The organism is Exiguobacterium sp. s6, assembly GCF_018618155.1.
GTDB classification, from domain to species: domain Bacteria; phylum Bacillota; class Bacilli; order Exiguobacteriales; family Exiguobacteriaceae; genus Exiguobacterium; species Exiguobacterium mexicanum_A.
This window is the reverse complement of record NZ_JACSLN010000001.1, coordinates 553087-569759: the sequence shown is the minus strand read 5'-3', so window position 1 is coordinate 569759 and position 16673 is coordinate 553087. Positions and strand designations below refer to the sequence as shown.

Below are 16673 nucleotides of genomic sequence, written 5' to 3'. Positions count from 1 at the left end.
AGTACCTGGTAATATTATTTTATCACAGGTGAAGCGGTTTCACTATTTTTTCAAAATTGAAATCCTATGAAGTTTCACATATTCCCGTCCGCGATGTGCTCGAAACGGGTAAAAGATAACATCGGACAAAGGAGGAATCGGTATGATTCACATTCAACACGTCAATAAAATCTATAAGACCGGGGACGTCGAAACCGCGGCGTTGAAAGACATTGATTTGACGATCAATGACGGGGCCTTCGTCGTCATCCTCGGCCCGAGCGGGAGCGGCAAGAGTACGCTGTTGAACGTCATCAGCGGCCTCGACACGGTGACGTCCGGGACGATCACGTTCGGTGACACCGTCTTGACGGACTTATCGTCCGAGCAGATGACAGCGTTTCGACGCGACCATCTCGGCTTCATCTTTCAACAATATAATCTACTCCAAAACTTGACCGTCTACGAGAACGTTCAAATCGGGGCCGATTTATCGACCGACCCGCTCCCAATCGAAGAGTTGTTGGATCAAGTCGGGTTAGCGGCTGCCCGTGACAAATACCCATACCAATTGTCGGGCGGCGAGCAACAACGCGTCTCGGTCGCCCGGAGTCTCGCCAAAAATCCGTCCATCATCTTCTGCGACGAACCGACGGGCTCGCTCGATGAGGACAATTCAAAACGGGTGCTCGAACTGCTCGAGCGCTTGAACGAGACGTACAACAAGACGGTCGTCGTCATCACGCACAACACGGGCATCAGTGAGATGGCCGATGACGTCATCAAAATGAACTCGGGACGGATCGTGGAGTATACGCACAACCCGGTCCGAAAAGCCGCTCGCGACATCCACTGGGGGTGAGACAGATGCTGTATAAAAACGTATGGAAGACGCTCGCCGGCAAATGGATGCAGCTCCTTGCCATCGCCGTCATCATCGTCATGAGCTCGCTCACGTATACGATGATGTTTTATGGCATAAGCGGCATCGAAGTGCCGACCGAGGAGTATCTCGCCTCATCGAATCAAGAGGATTTTGCCGTCGAGATGCTGAACCGGGTCACGGAAGAAGAGGCGGCCCTGCCTGAGTTGGCGGACTTCATCGCCTCCGGCCGCTACACGCTCTCGGACTTGCAACGTGTCGACGAGGCGGCGTTCGATGACTTGATCGCGGCACGCATCGACGCCGTCGAGGGCGAGATGGACGGCGCGACGCTTGAGCTCCGCGCCTCGAAGCTATTGACCTACCCATTCGGCTCGAGCGAACACCGCGGACTCGTCTTGAAAGAAGCGGACACGATCAACGTGTCTTATCTCGAGGCTGGCAAGCGGCCTGAGCAAAACGATGAGGTCGCCATCAATGCGAAATACGCCGAGAAGAACGGGATTGAAATCGGTGATTCGCTCGACCTCGGTACCCCTTTCACGGTGAGCGGATTCGTCTTGTTCCCGGACTACACGCTCCCGCTATTTGATGAGAACTTCTTTAATTTGGATCCCGGCACGCAGACGCTCCTTTTGATGACGGACGCGGCCTACGACGAGGTGATTGGAACCGAATCGTTCCGCCTTGCCGGTGTCACTGACGGGACGGTCGTGACCGACGTCGAACTCCCGTTCGTCATCTCGGTCATGGAGACGGAAAACATCATGCGCAGCGGCGCCATCTATAGCGAGATCTCATCTGGTAAAGCGATGGCGCTCGGCTTGAGCCTGTTCATCGTCTCGATTGCCGTCATCATCGTCGCCATCCTGATTTCGAACATGCTCGAGGCCGAGCGCGGACAAATCGGGCTCTTGAAAGCGATTGGCTACAACCGCCGCCAAATCGCGGTCCCGTACCTAGTCTTCATCTTGTTGTTCGCGACGCTCATGCTCGTCATCGGCTATTTCCTCGGGCTCTACTTCGCCGAGCCGCTCAAAAATCTGTATCTCGACTTTTATCTGTTGCCGTCCATCACCATCGCCCAAAGTCCGCTCGTGTTTCTCACGGCCGTCTTCGCCCCGCTCCTGTTCTTCGCGCTCGTGGCGGGAGCCGTCATCTACAAAATCATGGGCGAGAGCGCTCTCGCTTTGCTGTCGCCTCGAGACAACGCCTCACTCAATCGACTGAGCCGCATCGTCAGCCGTCTGCTCCGGAACGCCCGCGGCAAGACGAAATTCAAATATTTATACGCCGTCAAAAGCACAGGCAGCTTCATCATCTTCTTTTTCGGTATCCTGTTCTCGACGCTCCTCATCGTCTTCGCCCTCATGATGAACGGGGCGGTCGACCGGATGACGGTCGGCGAGTTGAACGAGGCCGACTATGAATATGAGGCGTACACGACGACGCAACCCGTGCTCGAAGATGGACAAGAGCCGTTCCTCACCTACCCGTTCGCCTTCGCTCAAGACAACCTTGTCACGTTGAAAGGGCTCGATGCGACGAACACACTCTACCCTCTCGAAGACGAAGACGGGAACGAACTGGTACCGAAAGCGGATGAGATCATCGTCAACGCCTCACTCGCCTTGAAGCTCGGCCTCGAGACCGGGGACACGCTTGACATCGAACTCGACAACGAGACGTTGTCGTACCCGATCGGAGGTATCGCCGACGAATATGCGGGCGATGTCGTCTACCTGCCTCGGGCAACGCTCAGCGAACAATTATCGAACGGGACGACACGTGATTTGTTCAACGGGATTTATGCGACCGAACGGCCGGACGAGACGGACTATCCGACGGTCATCTCACGAAGCGGTCTGATTGAGCAGTCCCAATCGATCAATGAGTACATGAACTTGATGATGAACGTCATGATCGGCGGATCGGCCTTGATCGCCTTCAGCATCCTGTTCGTCTTGACCGCACTCACGGTCGAGAAAAATTATTACGTCATCTCGCTCTTGAAAGTGATGGGCTACGACCGGCGCGAGGTCCGCTCGATGATTCTCAATAGCTACTTCATCTACGCGCTCATCTCGGCCCTGCTCAGCATCCCGATCGCCCTCGTCATCTTGCGGGTCATCATCGTCGTGTTCGCGGAAGATTATGGACTCGTCTTGCCGCTCGAGTTCGAGTGGATTTATCTGCTTTATACACTCGGTGCGGTGACGCTCCTCTTCTTCGCAAGCACGTTCATCAGCCGTCGCAAGATCGATCAGATTCCGCTCCAAGAAGTATTGAAGACGTATCAAGAATAATTTTTCGCCAAATAGGGCATAATAAGAGAAGAGACCAGGCCTCTCCCTGTGAGGGGCCTGACTATTTGAAGAAGAGGATGATTCTTATGAACCGTACACAAGTATTGCTCGCCATCCCAGGAAACTGGTCATCGGCCGAGGCAGTCAGCGAACAAATCAGTTTACATAGCGAAGGCTACACGATGGCTGGCCTACTGCTGTTAGAAGATGAGACCGGAAAAGCGTTCACGGTCGAAGTCGTCGAGCGCGACCCGGCTCTCGCCGAAGCGATGATTCATGCCAGCTCGGGCGGTTTCACGCCGAAAATCGCGAAAGGGCTTACCCGCCACACGCATATCGTCTATTTGATCGTCGACGTCAATGACGTGACGGACATCGCGGCGGCCCGCCGTGCGGCCAATGCCATCTTGAACGCCGGCGGACTCGGCGTCATGGTCGAGACGGCTGGGGTCGCCTACTCGAAAGACGAATGGCAAGAGTCGAAAGAAGAAGACCTCGCCCTCGACTACTCGCTTCTCACAGCCATCACAGAAGAAGAAGACGCCTACGTCTCGTGGGGCATGAAAGCGTTCGGTCACGCCGACGTCGCCGTACCGGCCACGCTCGAAATTGAAGACGCGATTCACGTCGTCCATTCGTTCAACTTCCACCTCATCTCGGGTGGATCGATGTTCGGGGACGGGGACAGCTTCACGTTCGAGGACGGCAAAACGTTCACGGTCGAAATGGGTGAAGACGAGCGGACGTCCATCGACAACTTGCTCCATAACCCGTTCGGCTTGATTTACCTCGTGCCACAGACAACTGAAGGTTGAACATGGCGATCGATTCGGACTCCCGTCCAAATCGATCTTTTTTTGATTAATCGATTATAATTAATCTATACAAATAATAGATTAGAGGTGAATCATATGAAAGAGTCGCCTACGGTTGAGTTCAAGCGAGAACTTACAGACGCTGTCGTTCACGAAGTGATTGCGTTCGCCTACACGCAAGGTGGTGTTCTTTATATCGGTATAGAAGATGATGGTACCGTCCTCGGTGTCCCTAACGCACATCAACAACTCGAAGCAGTATCAAACAAGCTACATGACAACATTCAACCAGCTATTCTAGTCCATTTATATTTAGAAGTGGTTGAGCTCGACAAAAAAGAGGTCATAAAGATAGCTGTAGCCCGCGGAACGAGACGCCCTTATCATTTGAAGAGAAAAGGCATGAAATCGTCGGGTGTTTTCATTCGGTACGGTACGTCTGTCACAAATGCCTCTGAAGAAAACATCCGCCAAATGATTATCGAATCAGATGGGACGAACTTTGAAACGATGCGTAGTTTGAAACAGGAACTGACTTTCGAGGAAGCTTCTCACTTTTTTGCTCAAACGAACATCAAATTTGGTGTCGAGCAACAACGTACACTTGGCCTGATGACAGATGATGGCTATTACACAAATTTAGGGCTCCTTCTTTCTGACCAATGCGAACACTCAATCAAATGCGCCCGCTATTTAGGGAACGACAAGCTTGAATTTCAAGATCGTAAAGAATTTAGTGGCTCCATTCTCGCGCAAGTCGAATCCGTCTATGAATACCTTAGTCTGAACAATGCCACGTCAGCACGCTTCGTCGGTCTAAAACGGCTCGAGACCGAAAGTTATCCTAGTCCTGCTTTGCGAGAAGCTCTTGTAAATGCCGTTACACATCGCGATTATAGTTTTAGCGGTAGCATCTTGATTCATTTATTCCAAAACCGAATCGAAATCGTCTCGGTGGGCGGACTCGTGAAGGGCTTAACGATCGAGGATATCAATTTAGGTATTTCTCAGAGCCGTAATCCAAAACTAGCCAATGTATTGTATCGTCTGAAATGGATTGAAAGTTATGGTACCGGGTTACAACGAATCAAAGAAAGCTACAAAGAAAGTCTCGAACGACCATTCTGGACTACGAGTCCGAACGCCTTTGTCGTGACGTTGCCTAAACAACAGCTAACGACACCAGACTCTGACGAAAACGAACTCGAACAATGGCTTAGTCAACAGTCCGAATTTACGACAAGAGAACTCGAAGCCTATTTGAATAAAAGCAAAGGGACTGTCCGAAAACTGATCGAACAGTTGATAGCCGAACGAAAAGTGACCCGTGTCGGAAACGGTCGAACGACGCGCTACCGTACGTTAAACTAAACAAGAGCTCACAGACTTTCGTCTGTGGGCTCTTGTTTTGGTTGCGCCGGCATATCGAGCGGCAAGAAATAATGTGCGCGCCCTTCCCACCCGAGTCGATCACTCAACAGGTCGAACGACGTCCGGAAGAAGGCTTGGATGTCATCTGCCCGACTCACGTTCTCAATCGACAAAAAACATTCGCTCATCTTGGCGTCGTAGTAGGCGTCCGCTGGTTGAAGCCGCTCCGAGCCGAGGTCGGTGTATTGAAACGGATACGGCAAGATGAAGAACGTCGGCACGTCGACGGACTCGTCGCCGAGCCAAAAGCCGAACTCGATCATGTGCTCGTCGAACGCCGCCTTTTCGATCACCTTGTCCTCGGGGAACGGCTCGAATTTTCCGTAGACGATGAGCGATGACACGTCGAACGTGCCCCAAAACAAGGCCGGCTTCACTTTCCGGCATCGGAGCGGGGCGAGAAACGCCGCTTGTTCCCGCGCCGCGTACTGGAACAGGCGCACCCCTTTCAGGGCCGTCGATGTGTCATAGGCGAGTGGGGTCTCATCGCGGTCGAGCCACCAGATGTCGCGCATCTCTTGCGATTTCGGGTTGATGGTGACGGTGATGCCGGATGCATGGAGTGCGTCGACCATCGCGTCGTAGTATGATTTGATCGGCTTCCCGTCCGTCAACGGGATGGCGGTCGTTTCGGTTTCGACCTGCACCGTGATGACCGAGGTCGCGACATCGACGTCGATGTCGAACAACGTCTCCCCGCTCCAGAGCGGTCCCGTCGAAAATCCATTCACGGTGAGCGGTAACGTGACGTGGGCCCATTGCGGCTCTTGCGGGGCGAGACCGAGTTTTATTTTGCCTAAAATTTGCGACACGAGATGGAGCGTGAGCTTCGTGTCCGCCCATTCGGAGTGGCGTATGCTTTCCATCAGCGTTTCCTCATTTCTTCATTCGAACAAGTGACGCAGCTACTCTCCTGATTCCCTGTCCTCGACGCAAACAACCAAAAAAAAATCCACAGACGTGTGTCTGTGGATTCAACCGCGCATCTCTTGGAGACGCTCGAGTTGATGGGTCAGCTCGCCGATCGGGACGAACCGGGCCCGGCGGAGCGTCTCTCTGCCGTCGAGGAAAAACAGGACGACCGGGACGGTGAAAATCGAGTAGGCTCCGGCAATCTCCGGCACCTGATCCGAATCGATGGCGACCGCCTCGATATCGGGGAACTCCGTCAACATCTCCTCGACTTGCGGTTTGAGCGAGTGGCAGACGCTACAGGTCGGATGCGAGACGTAGACGAGCAATTGGTCTGTATTCGCGATCCGGTCGTGTAGTGCAGAAAGTGTGGTGACAGCTTCCATCGAACTCCCTCCTTTTTTGATTACGCGTCGAGCCAAAGCACCCCGACCGTCTCAAAGCCGGCGTGGACCGCGATCGATGGGCAGAAGCGCGTCTTAACGACTTCAATATCTGGCAATTTCGCCTGGATGAGCGCGACGAGATTGTCTTGCATTTCCGGCGCGAGTGCCGTCTGGACGAAGACACGGTTGTTGTGAATCCCGTTCGCGGCGTGGCGGCGTTCAAGCTCGGTTACCATCTCAGCGTACGCTTTTTTGAGCGACCGTGCTTTTTTGAACGGGATGACTTTTCCGGTCTCATCGAGCGTGATGATCGGTTTGATGTTCAAGATGTTGGCAAGGAACATCTCACCAGACGAGACGCGACCGCCGCGGCGCATCGTTTCCATGTTGCCGATGATCATGAAGAAGTTCTTCTTGTCGCGCCACGCTTCGAGCAAAGCGACGATTTCTTCGGCTGATTTGCCTTCGGCCTCGGCGGCGAGTCCGAGTCGGACGAGTTCTTGCTGCGCTTCAAGCGCCGCGTGCGAGTCGACCGTGTATACTTTGAAGCCGGCTGCTTCGGCTGCTGCGCTCGAGTTTTTCACCGTCGAGCTCAACCCGTTCGAACAGTGGACGGCGATGGCACAGTCGTATCCTTCCTCTTTCAAGCGCTCATAGCGCGCGATGAAGTCGCCAAAAATCGGCTGTGATGTCTTCGCCTCTTTCTTTTGGTCGATCATATAGCGGTGCAAGTCTTCGAGTGACAAATCGACTTCGCTATAGCCGCTACCGTCGACGATCAATTGAATCGGAACGATATCGACACCGAGCCGGGCCGCCTCTTCCTTCGAGAAATTGGCCATGCTGTCGGTAATCCATGCGATTTTGGTCATAACAAAAATCCTCCATTGGTCGTTCAATTTTTTCCTAATTCATTATACCTCATTTTTCGGATTCGTTCCTTTTTGACTGATTTGGCCGAAAAAAGACAGCGAGACTCATCGTCGCACTGTCTTCGGCTTCGACTCATCGTGTCGAAATCAACTTCGTATGGGCAAACTCGTCATGCGGCAACTCCGTCTCTTTTCCTGCCTTGATCTGTTGGAGCGCCTTCAAGAGCGGCAGCCCAAGCGTCGCTGGATAGACAACGTCTTTATAAAGCGTCCGCTTCACGACTTGCTCGAGCGAGAGCGGGCGTCCGTCTTGGCTCACGACTTTGATGCCGACGACTTGGTCGCCGATCGTTTGCCCATTTTTGTTGAGCAAGAAATACACTTCTCCGGCGATCGTCACGAGCGTCGGCAAGTAATACCGTTTCACATCTTTTCCGGGAAACAGCTTCTTCCGAATCATCTTCTCGACGAGTTTCGCCGGCGTTTGAAAAATGAATTGATCGATTTGACTGGCAACGGCGCGTTTCCAAATTGGGACTGCCACGTTCATCATCCTCTCGTTTCGGGTCTAGCCTTTTGATTCCTCTTTTGACTTCGCTTGAAACGCAGAAAACGGACAACCCGAGCGGGCGAACAAGTTCGGCGTCACAATTTCGTCATTGTAGTGACGATGGAACACGTGCGTCGCGGCCGGTGACATGGGCGGGATGAGCCATCCCCATTGCCCGGTCACCTCACGACCTGCGTCCTGTTCGTTCTTCTCGAACCGTTTGAACTGCTTCGCCGCCGTATGGTGATCGACGATCGTCACCCCGGCCCGCTCGAACGACTGTAGGACGGCGACGTTCAACTCGACGAGGGCCCGGTCGCGCCAAAGCGTCCGCTCTTTCGATGTATCGAGCCCGAGCGACGTACCGACGAGGGGCAATAAATCATAGCGGTCCGTATCGGCCAAGTTGCGCGCCCCAATCTCGGTTTCCATATACCAGCCGTTGAACGGGACCGACGTGAAGCGCAAGCCGCCGATTTCGAGCTCCATATCGGCGATGGCCGGGACGGCGTGCCATTTGACCGTTCGTCCGTCGAATAAGTCGTATGCCTCGTGCCGAATCTCGACTTCGAGCACCGCATCGTCCGGCAGTTCATAGAGCTGGACCTCACGTCCGTCGGTGATGAGAAGCGGCAGGACGTCAAACGCGGTCCCGGCCCCGACCCAGCCGAGCCGTTCGGCTTGCCTCGTGATGGACAGCGAGAGCGGGTCACCAACGATCCCATCTTCCGTCTCATATGCCGCATAGCGGATGAGTTGCGCGTTCAGCAAACGGAACTCGTTCGGGAGCACGGTCATCGTCGAACGGATTTTCCCGTCGTTCGTCGCGTAGCGCAGATGGCCGACGAGCGCCTCAAACACCTCGTCGAACGTCGTCACGCCCCGGGCGTCCCGGACAGTGAGCGTCTGCCAAAACAGCCGGCCGATGCATCGGTTCGAGTTGCGCCAGGCGAGTTTCGCACCTTCCATCAACTCGTCTGTCGTGAGCGTGTACGTCCCGGTCTGCTCCAGCTCGACGGCGATCGCCTCGAGCCGATCTGTATAATCGCCTTCTAGTTGTGAGAAAAAGTGTCGGATTGCCTGCATGTCCATGTTGTCGATCTCCTCTATGTAGTCTGTCCCCCTCATCTTAGAGAAAATCGCTACGGGTTTCTAGTTTTAGCGTACAGAAAAAGCGAGCCGGTGTTGGCTCGCCTTCAGTCTGTCTGATCGATCAAGTCTTTCGCTTTTTGAATCGTGAATCCTCGCGGTTTTTCGCTCTCTAAAGCGGTCAATCGCTTCTCGAGTTCGACCGTCTGTTCATACGACGCCTCATATTGGTAAAGCCCGTTGGCGAGCTCGGTCAGCCGCGTCACTTGAATCGGTAGCGGTGCCATCCCATCATCTAGCAAGATGACGAGGCTCAGGTCACTGTCGACTGGCAGGCGGATCGACGCGTAAAAGGCGATCGTCTTGAAGCCGCGCCGCATGATGACGATCGGTGACGTGCCGACCGCGACGTCTTGGTCGCGCAGGCGTGTGATCGTAATACCGGCGTGGATCAAGCGACTCGAGGACGGGATCGTCTCGACGTATTCCTCGATCGGGGTCAGCGTGCCCGCCTCGAGCGCCTGTTCGAACTCCGACTCTTTGAGCGGACGGCTGAAAATGAATCCTTGGATGACGTGGCAGCCGAACTCGCGGAGGCGGAGCAAGTCGTCCATCATCTCGACGCCTTCGACGACGACGTTCATCCCAAACTCCTCGGCGATGAGGAGCAGGCTCCGAATGATGCCTTGGGCCTTTCGGCTTTGGTTGACGTTATGGGCGAACACCCGGTCGATTTTAATCGTCTGAGCGCTATACGCCTGCAAATAGGCAAGCGACGAGTACCCTTTCCCGAAATCGTCGAAGGCGATCGGGATGCCGAGGTCGTTCAATCGTTCGAACGCTTGTGTGATCTGTTGGGCGTCTTCTAATAGCGACGTCTCCGAGATCTCGACCTCGAGATAGCTTGCCGGGATGTGATAACGGGAGAGCGTGTCTTCGAGCACATGTTCGAAATGTTCTTGGTACAAGTATTTGGCCGATACGTTGATCGAGATCGGCACTTTCTTCGGAAGCGTCATCAAATACCGGCACACTTCTTCAATCAACCAGTTCGTCAGTTCGAGGTGCAGGCTGCTCTCCTCGGCGAGCGGGATGAACTCGGCCGGCGAGATCGAGCCCCACGTCGGATGCGTCCACCGCATGAGCGCCTCGGCCCCGACGATTTGCCCCGTCCATGCGTTCACTTTCGGCTGATACATCAAATAAAATTCTTTGTTTTGAAGGGCACCGCGCATATCCCGAAGCAGTTCATACCGCTTCAACGATTCGATGTCCATTTGTGACGAGTACAGTTCCAGTTGGGCCCCGATCTTCTTATCGGCCCGGTTCATGGCGATACAGGCGTGCTTAATCAATTCGCTCGCCTGTGTGCCATCCTCCGGATATCGGCTCACCCCGATCGAGATACGGGCGAACAAGTCGTACACATCGACGCGGAAACGGTGGGTCGAGAGTGTGCCTAGCTTCTTGCCGAGCGCGAGCACTTCCGGGTCTTCCAAGCGCCGTGGCAACACGATGAGCACGTTATCCGCATCGAGATGTCCAAGGAGCGCGTCTTTCGGCAAGAGACGAATCAATTGATTCACCGTCGCGACACGCCACTCGTCGCCAAGTTCGTAACCGAACGTATGGTTGATCTCCGCGATCCGGTTGAACGACAGCGAGAACAACGTGAACGGATTGCGCTTCCGGGTCAAATGATACACCGATTCGGTGATCGATTCGCGATTCGGCATGTTCGTGATCGGGTCGAGCGAGGCGAGACGCCAAATCTCTTCTTGCTGCTCTTTCAACTGCGTGATGTCTTTGACGAGCGTCCGGAATCCGACGACATGGCCGCCTTCAGAAAAAATGGGTTCCCGATTCTCTTCAATCCATTTGACGTTCCCTTTGGCGAAAATCCGGTACGAGAACGTCGACGGTTTGCCGCTCAGCGTCACTTCCCGCGCCTGCTTGATTTTCGGGACGTCGTCCGGGACGACGACTTTTTGCCAATAATCCGGATGGGCATTGAATTGATCTTCCGTATAACCAAAGATGAGCGAGAAGCCCGGCGTCAAAAACTTGAATTGCTTCGATTCGAAATAGCGCTCAAAAATGACCGAGTCGACGATTTCACACAACTGCCTCACTTTCGATCGTTCCTTCGTCAGTTCTTCTTCGGCTGTGACCAGGTTCGTCACGTCGAACATCGCCCAGGTGACGGCTTTTCGGTCTTTCGAGACACCGACCTTCACAATCAATTCCAAATACTGTTTCATCTTCGGGTTGAAGGCGCGCAGTTGTGTCTCATATTCGAATTGCGAGTGATCGTGAAGCAACGTCTCGATCGCCGCCGCGAACGCGCCCCGGTCGTCCTCATGAATCAGGTTTCGGAAGTCCTCCCGCTTCATGTCGGCGAGCTGTCGCTTCGTCAAACCGAGCAGGTTCCCAGTCTGCGGGGAATGATAGAACGTCCCGGTCTCGAGGTCGAGCTCAATCAAAATGAGCCCAGGGATTCGCTCGAACAGTGAGCGACTCACTTTCATCCGATTGTAGCGTTCCCGCAACTCCGTCTGCGTCGTCAAATCTTTGACGACCCCGTAAAGACCCGTGATGACCCGTCCCGTATAGAGGGGGGTGTTCGTGATCGACAGATGAATCGAGCGTCCGTCCGCGTTCCGCGCTTGCAGTTCGTAATGCACCGTCTCACCTTGGAGCGATCGCTGATGGAATACTTGGACCCGTTCACTTTCGGCCTTCGGCAGCCACGAGGCCGGATGGACGAACCGCTCTTCTTCCCCGTTGAACAGAAGCGACAGTTTTTCATTTGAGTCGACGAGTCTCAAGTCACAGTCTAGGACGTAGACGGCGTCCGGATACTGATCGAGCAGCAACGGGTCGATATTGATCCGTTCCCCACGTTCCAATTGTTCAACGTTTGATTCCAATGCATGCTTCCATTGTCGGAAGAAGCCCATTTCTACCACTCCCCGGTGTGACGTTCGTCACATGAATATCGTATTACCTTGATTATATAAGATGAGGCCAGACGGATACGCTTCTGTTTTTGAAAATAAGGGGAACAATCTCTCTTTTGTACATATTTTCAAATTAATGTCATTATTTTAAGCGCTAAAAAAGACCACGGACTCGATTGAGCCGTGGTCTCCCGTTTTAGCGTTGTTTCACGACGACCGAGCCATAAGCCGGTACATCGACCGAGCCCGAGACGCGTTTAATCGTCTTCGTGCCCGCTTGTTTCCCATCGACGATGAGGTTCCATTGCCCGCTCGGCAATTTCACTTTGACCGTCTTGGCGTTGGCGTTGTGCGTGATGAACAAGTCTTTTTTCTGGCCAGGTGCTTTGTCATCGATCGAGTAGCTGATGACGTTCGCTTCGGCTTTGTAGAATTTCAAGTTTTTCTTCACGTCCACCGCTTTCGTCATGCGAAGACCTGGGTTGTCTTTACGCATCTCGATCAAGCCTTTCATGTACTGGACGTCCGCCTTACGGTCAGCGGCCCGTTTCCAGTCCATTTGGTTGATGCGATCCGGTGATTTGTACGAGTTGTGGTCGCCTTCTTTCGTGCGCATGAACTCTTGACCGGCATGGATGAACGTCGTTCCTTGGCTCGTCAAGAGAATGTTCGACGCGAGACGGTGCATCTTCGTGCGGTCCGCTTCCGACGTTTCTGGGTTCGTGAGTTCGAGCTTGTCCCAGAGCGTGTGGTTGTCGTGCGCTTCGACGTATGTGATCGCTTGCGTCGGTTCTTTCGTGAAGCCTTTGATGTCGGCGCTGTAGTCGATTTCGCCGACGATTCCCGTCTTGATGCGGTTCTCAAGGCCGGCTTTACCATTGATGAAGCCGTTGTCCGTGTCGACGAAGACACTGCCTTTCAAGCCGTCGCGGATGTTGTCGTTGAAGTGTGCGACGCCTGGCATCTTGTATGCGTTCTTCTGGTTCGCTTTCTTCGCCGGGTCGAGTGGCGTGCTGAGGTCCCACCCTTCGCCGAAGACGAGGATGGAAGGATCCACTTTGTTCAACGCCGAACGGACTTGGTTCATCGTCTTGACGTCATGGATGCCCATGAGGTCGAAACGGAACCCGTCCCAATGGTATTCTTTTGCCCAATAGACGACCGAGTCGACGATGAGCTTCTGCATCATCTTGCGTTCCGACGCGGTGTCGTTGCCGACGCCCGTTCCGTTCGCGAAGTCGCCGCCTTCAGTGTAACGATAGTAGTATCCTGGGACGATCTTGTGCAAGTTCGACGCCTGCGCATCGAACATGTGGTTATAGACGACGTCCATGACGGCGCGTAAGTTGTTGTCATGGAGGCCTTGGATCATTTGTTTCATCTCGCGAATCCGGACTTTGGCGTCATACGGGTTCGTCGAGTATGAGCCTTCCGGTGCGTTATAGTTTTTCGGGTCATACCCCCAGTTGTACGATGCATCCGGTTTCGTCTCATCGACCGAGGCCGTGTTGTAGTCGTATACCGGAATGAACTGGACGTGCGTGACGCCGAGGTCTTTCATATGGTCGAGGCCTGTCTTCGTCGCTGTCTTCTTGCCGTTGACGAGGAGACGTGTCCCTGGCTCGACGACGCCGAGATATTTGCCTTTGTTCGTGATGCCTGAGTCATACTTGTCTGACGTGACGTCAAAGATTGACAAGTCGCGGACATGCGTCTCATAGATGATGGCATCTGTCCGTTTCGCCAATTTCGGTTTCATCGAGTTCCAACGTTTCGGCTTCGTTTCGTTCAAGTCGACGACGACCCCTTGGTCCCCGTTCACACCGACCGCCGTCGCGTACGGGTCGACCGCGCGGACGCTGCCTGACGCGTGCTTGACGTTGTACGTGTAGCCAATGCCATCCAAGTCGCCGCGTACTTCAGCGACCCACGTGCCGCGCTCGCCACGCTTCATCGAAATCGTCTTCTTCAAGTCTTTATCTGAAGCAGGACGCGTTTTCGGCATGTTCCATAGTTCGAGCTTGACGTCTTGAGCCGTCGGGGCCCACAGGACGAACTGTGATTTTGAGTGCTTGTACGTCACGCCGAGCTTGCCGTCATAGGCGTACTTCGCATCGAACTCCGGTGAACGGAGGACGTCGCCCGCTTGGAGCACTTTATCTCCGAACGTCGGATGTTTCGCCGTGATGACCGCCGCCAAGTCGATATCGGCACTGAAGCGGACCGTGACCGATTTGTCGCCTGATTTCTCAACCGACTCGACCGTCGCACCTTCGACCGTCAATTCGCTCAAGAACGTCTCATCGATGACGCGGTTGAGCGTGAGCTCCGCTTGACGGAACGTGTCCGCTTCGAATGAGACGATTTTCGGTGAGCGATCGATCTCTGGTTCTGAGTAGTAGATCGTCGAATCGCCTTCGACGAGCCAAATCTCTTTCGCTGTGCTGAGCGCGAACCGATCTTCCCCATCTTTTTCGGCCCATTCCCCTTTTTTCGTGACGAGCCCGATGAGTTTCTTCACGTCCGGGTTCGCGAACTTCACGTTCGCCACGCCACCGTATGCGTCCGTCTCATCGAAGTTGATGCTTTGCCCGTCGCCACCGTCTGGCCATGTCCAAAGACCCCAGTCGGTATATGTATTGTCGTAACGGAAGTAATGAACTTTCATATCCACGTCCGTTGCTGCCGTCTCCCCGTCCGGGTTCGACGTATAGATCTTCGAGTCGCCTGACTTGATCCACACTTCGGCAACGCCGTCTTTGATCATATCGCTCGTGATGAAGCGGTCGTTCTCAGACCCTTTATCCTTCTCCCAGTTGTCCGTACGGACGATGAGACCGAGCTTTTCTGGTGAATCGACCGGGAATTCGTAGGCCGCCACCTTTCCGAAGTCGTCCTCGCCGTTGAAGGCGAAGGCTTTATTCGGGAAATAATCTGGGTTATTCGCCCAAAGCCATAAGTTCCAATCCGTTTGATTGTCCGGGGCCTCTTGATAGTGAACGACGACGAGCGTCGATTTGCCTTTATCGAGAGCGGACGATGACATCGGAAACATTGAGAACACTAGTGCAAACGTTAGCACAACTGCCCATACCTGTTTCCATCGCTTGTTGACCATGTGGGTCCCTCCTTGTAGCATTAATTTAGGAAAACGCTTACACAAAAATTGTAAACGTTTCCTTTTCGGAATTCAATGTTTTTCTAGACAAACACCTAACACCTTCCACTTTGCGCCATCGGTTGGGAAACCCCCTCTATTTTCCATTTGAAAAACGATTGCATTATTGGTCGATTGGACTGTATATAGAAGTTAGGGGAGGAATTTTAAAAATATGTCACTTACGAACCTCATTAACAACTTGATCGCCAACGCCAGTCTGTTGCTGGTCGGCCTCTATATCATCTCGCGCCTCACGAAGCTGGGCGTGACGACGAAGCTCCCGCTCCGGCGTCAAGTCACCATCTCCTTCTTACTCGCCGGGCTGTCGATTGTGATCACCCTCCACGGCGTGTTGTGGAACGCGCAAGCCGACTTTCAATACGGGTTTGTCCCCATCATCATGTCGGCGCTCTACTTCGGCCTGCCGGGTGTACGCATCACGTATGTCGCGAGCATTCTCGTTTTGCCGTTCATCTTGACCGAGACGCTTTTGTTGATCACGTTTCTCGACTACACGCTCGCCGCATCGGTCGCTGTCGCTTTCCTATGGTTCCGTGAACGAATCAAGCCGGCGCGGGACATCCGAATCGTCAATGCGATCAGCCTAGGATTCATCTCGTTGTTCTCATTGTTAAACGTCAGCAATTATAATCAAATCGAAACGTATGTGATGACGCTCCTCGCCTTCATCACCATCGGGTACTCGGCCGGATTCCTTCTCCATATCGTCTACGGGGGCATCCATAAAATCCAACGCTCGGAACGGCTCATCTCGAAATATAAAGAAGCGGCCTTCACCGACGCGTTGACCGGACTTGGGAATCGCCGCCGCTTCGAGGAAGAGATGAAGCGCGTCGACGAAGAAGTGTTCAATGGAACGCAAGACGTCGCCTTGCTCTTCCTCGACATCGATCATTTCAAATCGATTAACGATACGTACGGCCATGATGCCGGTGATGCCATCTTGATCGAATTAGGCAACCGGTTGACGAAAACCGCCCGGACCGATGACATGGTCTGCCGCAACGGCGGCGAAGAATTCTCGGTTTTATTGGCCGACTGCACGTTGTCGCAAGGGTTCGTCATCGGCAAACGCTATTTGCGGCAAATCGCCGAAACGCCGTTCTTATTGCCAGACGGATCGTTGATTGACGTCACCGTCTCCATCGGCATCGCCAGCACATCAGAGTCCAAAATCGCCACGTCGAGCCAACTGATTAAAAAAGCCGACGTCGGCTTATATGTCGCCAAACGGAGCGGACGCAACCGGCTCGGCAAGTGGAACGAAAAGAAAGCGAACTAACCCCTGATGCGCGGCATCAGGGGTTCA

Annotated in this window: 12 protein-coding genes; 5 read left to right on the top strand and 7 right to left on the bottom strand. The window is 53.8% G+C overall.

Features of this window, described 5'->3' with window-relative positions:
• The first annotated feature begins 142 nt into the window (after positions 1–142).
• The 4 genes from KNP75_RS02975 (at position 143) to KNP75_RS02960 (ending at position 5354) form a co-directional block, all read left to right on the top strand.
• Positions 143–841, top strand: a complete 699-nt coding sequence (locus KNP75_RS02975) for an ABC transporter ATP-binding protein (protein WP_214796898.1) — start codon at positions 143–145, stop codon at positions 839–841.
• Between the two features lie 5 nt (positions 842–846).
• Complete coding sequence (locus tag KNP75_RS02970; RefSeq protein ID WP_215189808.1) at positions 847–3168, top strand: ABC transporter permease; 2322 nt, start codon at positions 847–849, stop codon at positions 3166–3168.
• Between the two features lie 86 nt (positions 3169–3254).
• On the top strand, positions 3255–3983 hold the full coding sequence (locus KNP75_RS02965; RefSeq protein WP_034778786.1) for a DUF4261 domain-containing protein: 729 nt from the start codon (positions 3255–3257) through the stop codon (positions 3981–3983).
• Between the two features lie 96 nt (positions 3984–4079).
• The gene (locus KNP75_RS02960) at positions 4080–5354 is read left to right on the top strand and encodes an RNA-binding domain-containing protein (protein ID WP_215189807.1); all 1275 of its coding nucleotides are present in this window, start codon (positions 4080–4082) and stop codon (positions 5352–5354) included.
• Positions 5355–5362: 8 nt separating this feature from the next.
• Here the strand turns inward: KNP75_RS02960 and KNP75_RS02955 are convergent, their stop codons facing one another.
• The 7 genes from KNP75_RS02955 to pulA form a co-directional block, all read right to left on the bottom strand.
• On the bottom strand, positions 5363–6280 hold the full coding sequence (locus KNP75_RS02955; protein WP_215189806.1) for a DUF5996 family protein: 918 nt from the start codon (positions 6278–6280) through the stop codon (positions 5363–5365).
• 108 nt (positions 6281–6388) lie between these two features.
• Positions 6389–6712: a thioredoxin family protein gene (locus KNP75_RS02950; protein ID WP_214710921.1), complete on the bottom strand. Its 324-nt coding sequence runs from the start codon at positions 6710–6712 to the stop codon at positions 6389–6391.
• A gap of 20 nt (positions 6713–6732) precedes the next feature.
• Positions 6733–7584: a DegV family protein gene (locus tag KNP75_RS02945; RefSeq protein ID WP_214796894.1), complete on the bottom strand. Its 852-nt coding sequence runs from the start codon at positions 7582–7584 to the stop codon at positions 6733–6735.
• Between the two features lie 133 nt (positions 7585–7717).
• Entirely contained in the window at positions 7718–8134 is a 417-nt protein-coding gene (locus KNP75_RS02940) for an RDD family protein (protein ID WP_233004560.1), read from the bottom strand.
• 18 nt (positions 8135–8152) lie between these two features.
• Positions 8153–9226 carry a nitric oxide synthase oxygenase gene (locus KNP75_RS02935; protein WP_214823672.1) on the bottom strand — a complete coding sequence of 358 codons (1074 nt, stop codon included), beginning with the start codon at positions 9224–9226 and terminating at the stop codon, positions 8153–8155.
• Positions 9227–9330: 104 nt separating this feature from the next.
• Entirely contained in the window at positions 9331–12183 is a 2853-nt protein-coding gene (locus tag KNP75_RS02930) for an EAL domain-containing protein (RefSeq protein WP_215189805.1), read from the bottom strand.
• A gap of 196 nt (positions 12184–12379) precedes the next feature.
• Positions 12380–15301, bottom strand: coding sequence for a type I pullulanase (pulA, locus tag KNP75_RS02925; protein ID WP_251128180.1), 2922 nt, complete (start codon positions 15299–15301; stop codon positions 12380–12382).
• A 214-nt stretch (positions 15302–15515) separates the two neighbouring features.
• Between pulA and KNP75_RS02920 the strand changes: the two genes are divergently transcribed.
• On the top strand, positions 15516–16646 hold the full coding sequence (locus KNP75_RS02920) for a GGDEF domain-containing protein (RefSeq protein ID WP_215189804.1): 1131 nt from the start codon (positions 15516–15518) through the stop codon (positions 16644–16646).
• The last annotated feature ends 27 nt before the right edge of the window (positions 16647–16673 follow it).

Coding starts and splice junctions, on each gene's coding strand:
- KNP75_RS02975 (WP_214796898.1), top strand. CDS start 143: ATGATTCACATTCAACACGTCAATAAAATCTATAAGACCGGGGACGTC.
- KNP75_RS02970 (WP_215189808.1), top strand. CDS start 847: ATGCTGTATAAAAACGTATGGAAGACGCTCGCCGGCAAATGGATGCAG.
- KNP75_RS02965 (WP_034778786.1), top strand. CDS start 3,255: ATGAACCGTACACAAGTATTGCTCGCCATCCCAGGAAACTGGTCATCG.
- KNP75_RS02960 (WP_215189807.1), top strand. CDS start 4,080: ATGAAAGAGTCGCCTACGGTTGAGTTCAAGCGAGAACTTACAGACGCT.
- KNP75_RS02955 (WP_215189806.1), bottom strand. CDS start 6,280: ATGGAAAGCATACGCCACTCCGAATGGGCGGACACGAAGCTCACGCTC.
- KNP75_RS02950 (WP_214710921.1), bottom strand. CDS start 6,712: ATGGAAGCTGTCACCACACTTTCTGCACTACACGACCGGATCGCGAAT.
- KNP75_RS02945 (WP_214796894.1), bottom strand. CDS start 7,584: ATGACCAAAATCGCATGGATTACCGACAGCATGGCCAATTTCTCGAAG.
- KNP75_RS02940 (WP_233004560.1), bottom strand. CDS start 8,134: ATGAACGTGGCAGTCCCAATTTGGAAACGCGCCGTTGCCAGTCAAATC.
- KNP75_RS02935 (WP_214823672.1), bottom strand. CDS start 9,226: ATGGACATGCAGGCAATCCGACACTTTTTCTCACAACTAGAAGGCGAT.
- KNP75_RS02930 (WP_215189805.1), bottom strand. CDS start 12,183: ATGGGCTTCTTCCGACAATGGAAGCATGCATTGGAATCAAACGTTGAA.
- pulA (WP_251128180.1), bottom strand. CDS start 15,301: ATGGTCAACAAGCGATGGAAACAGGTATGGGCAGTTGTGCTAACGTTT.
- KNP75_RS02920 (WP_215189804.1), top strand. CDS start 15,516: ATGTCACTTACGAACCTCATTAACAACTTGATCGCCAACGCCAGTCTG.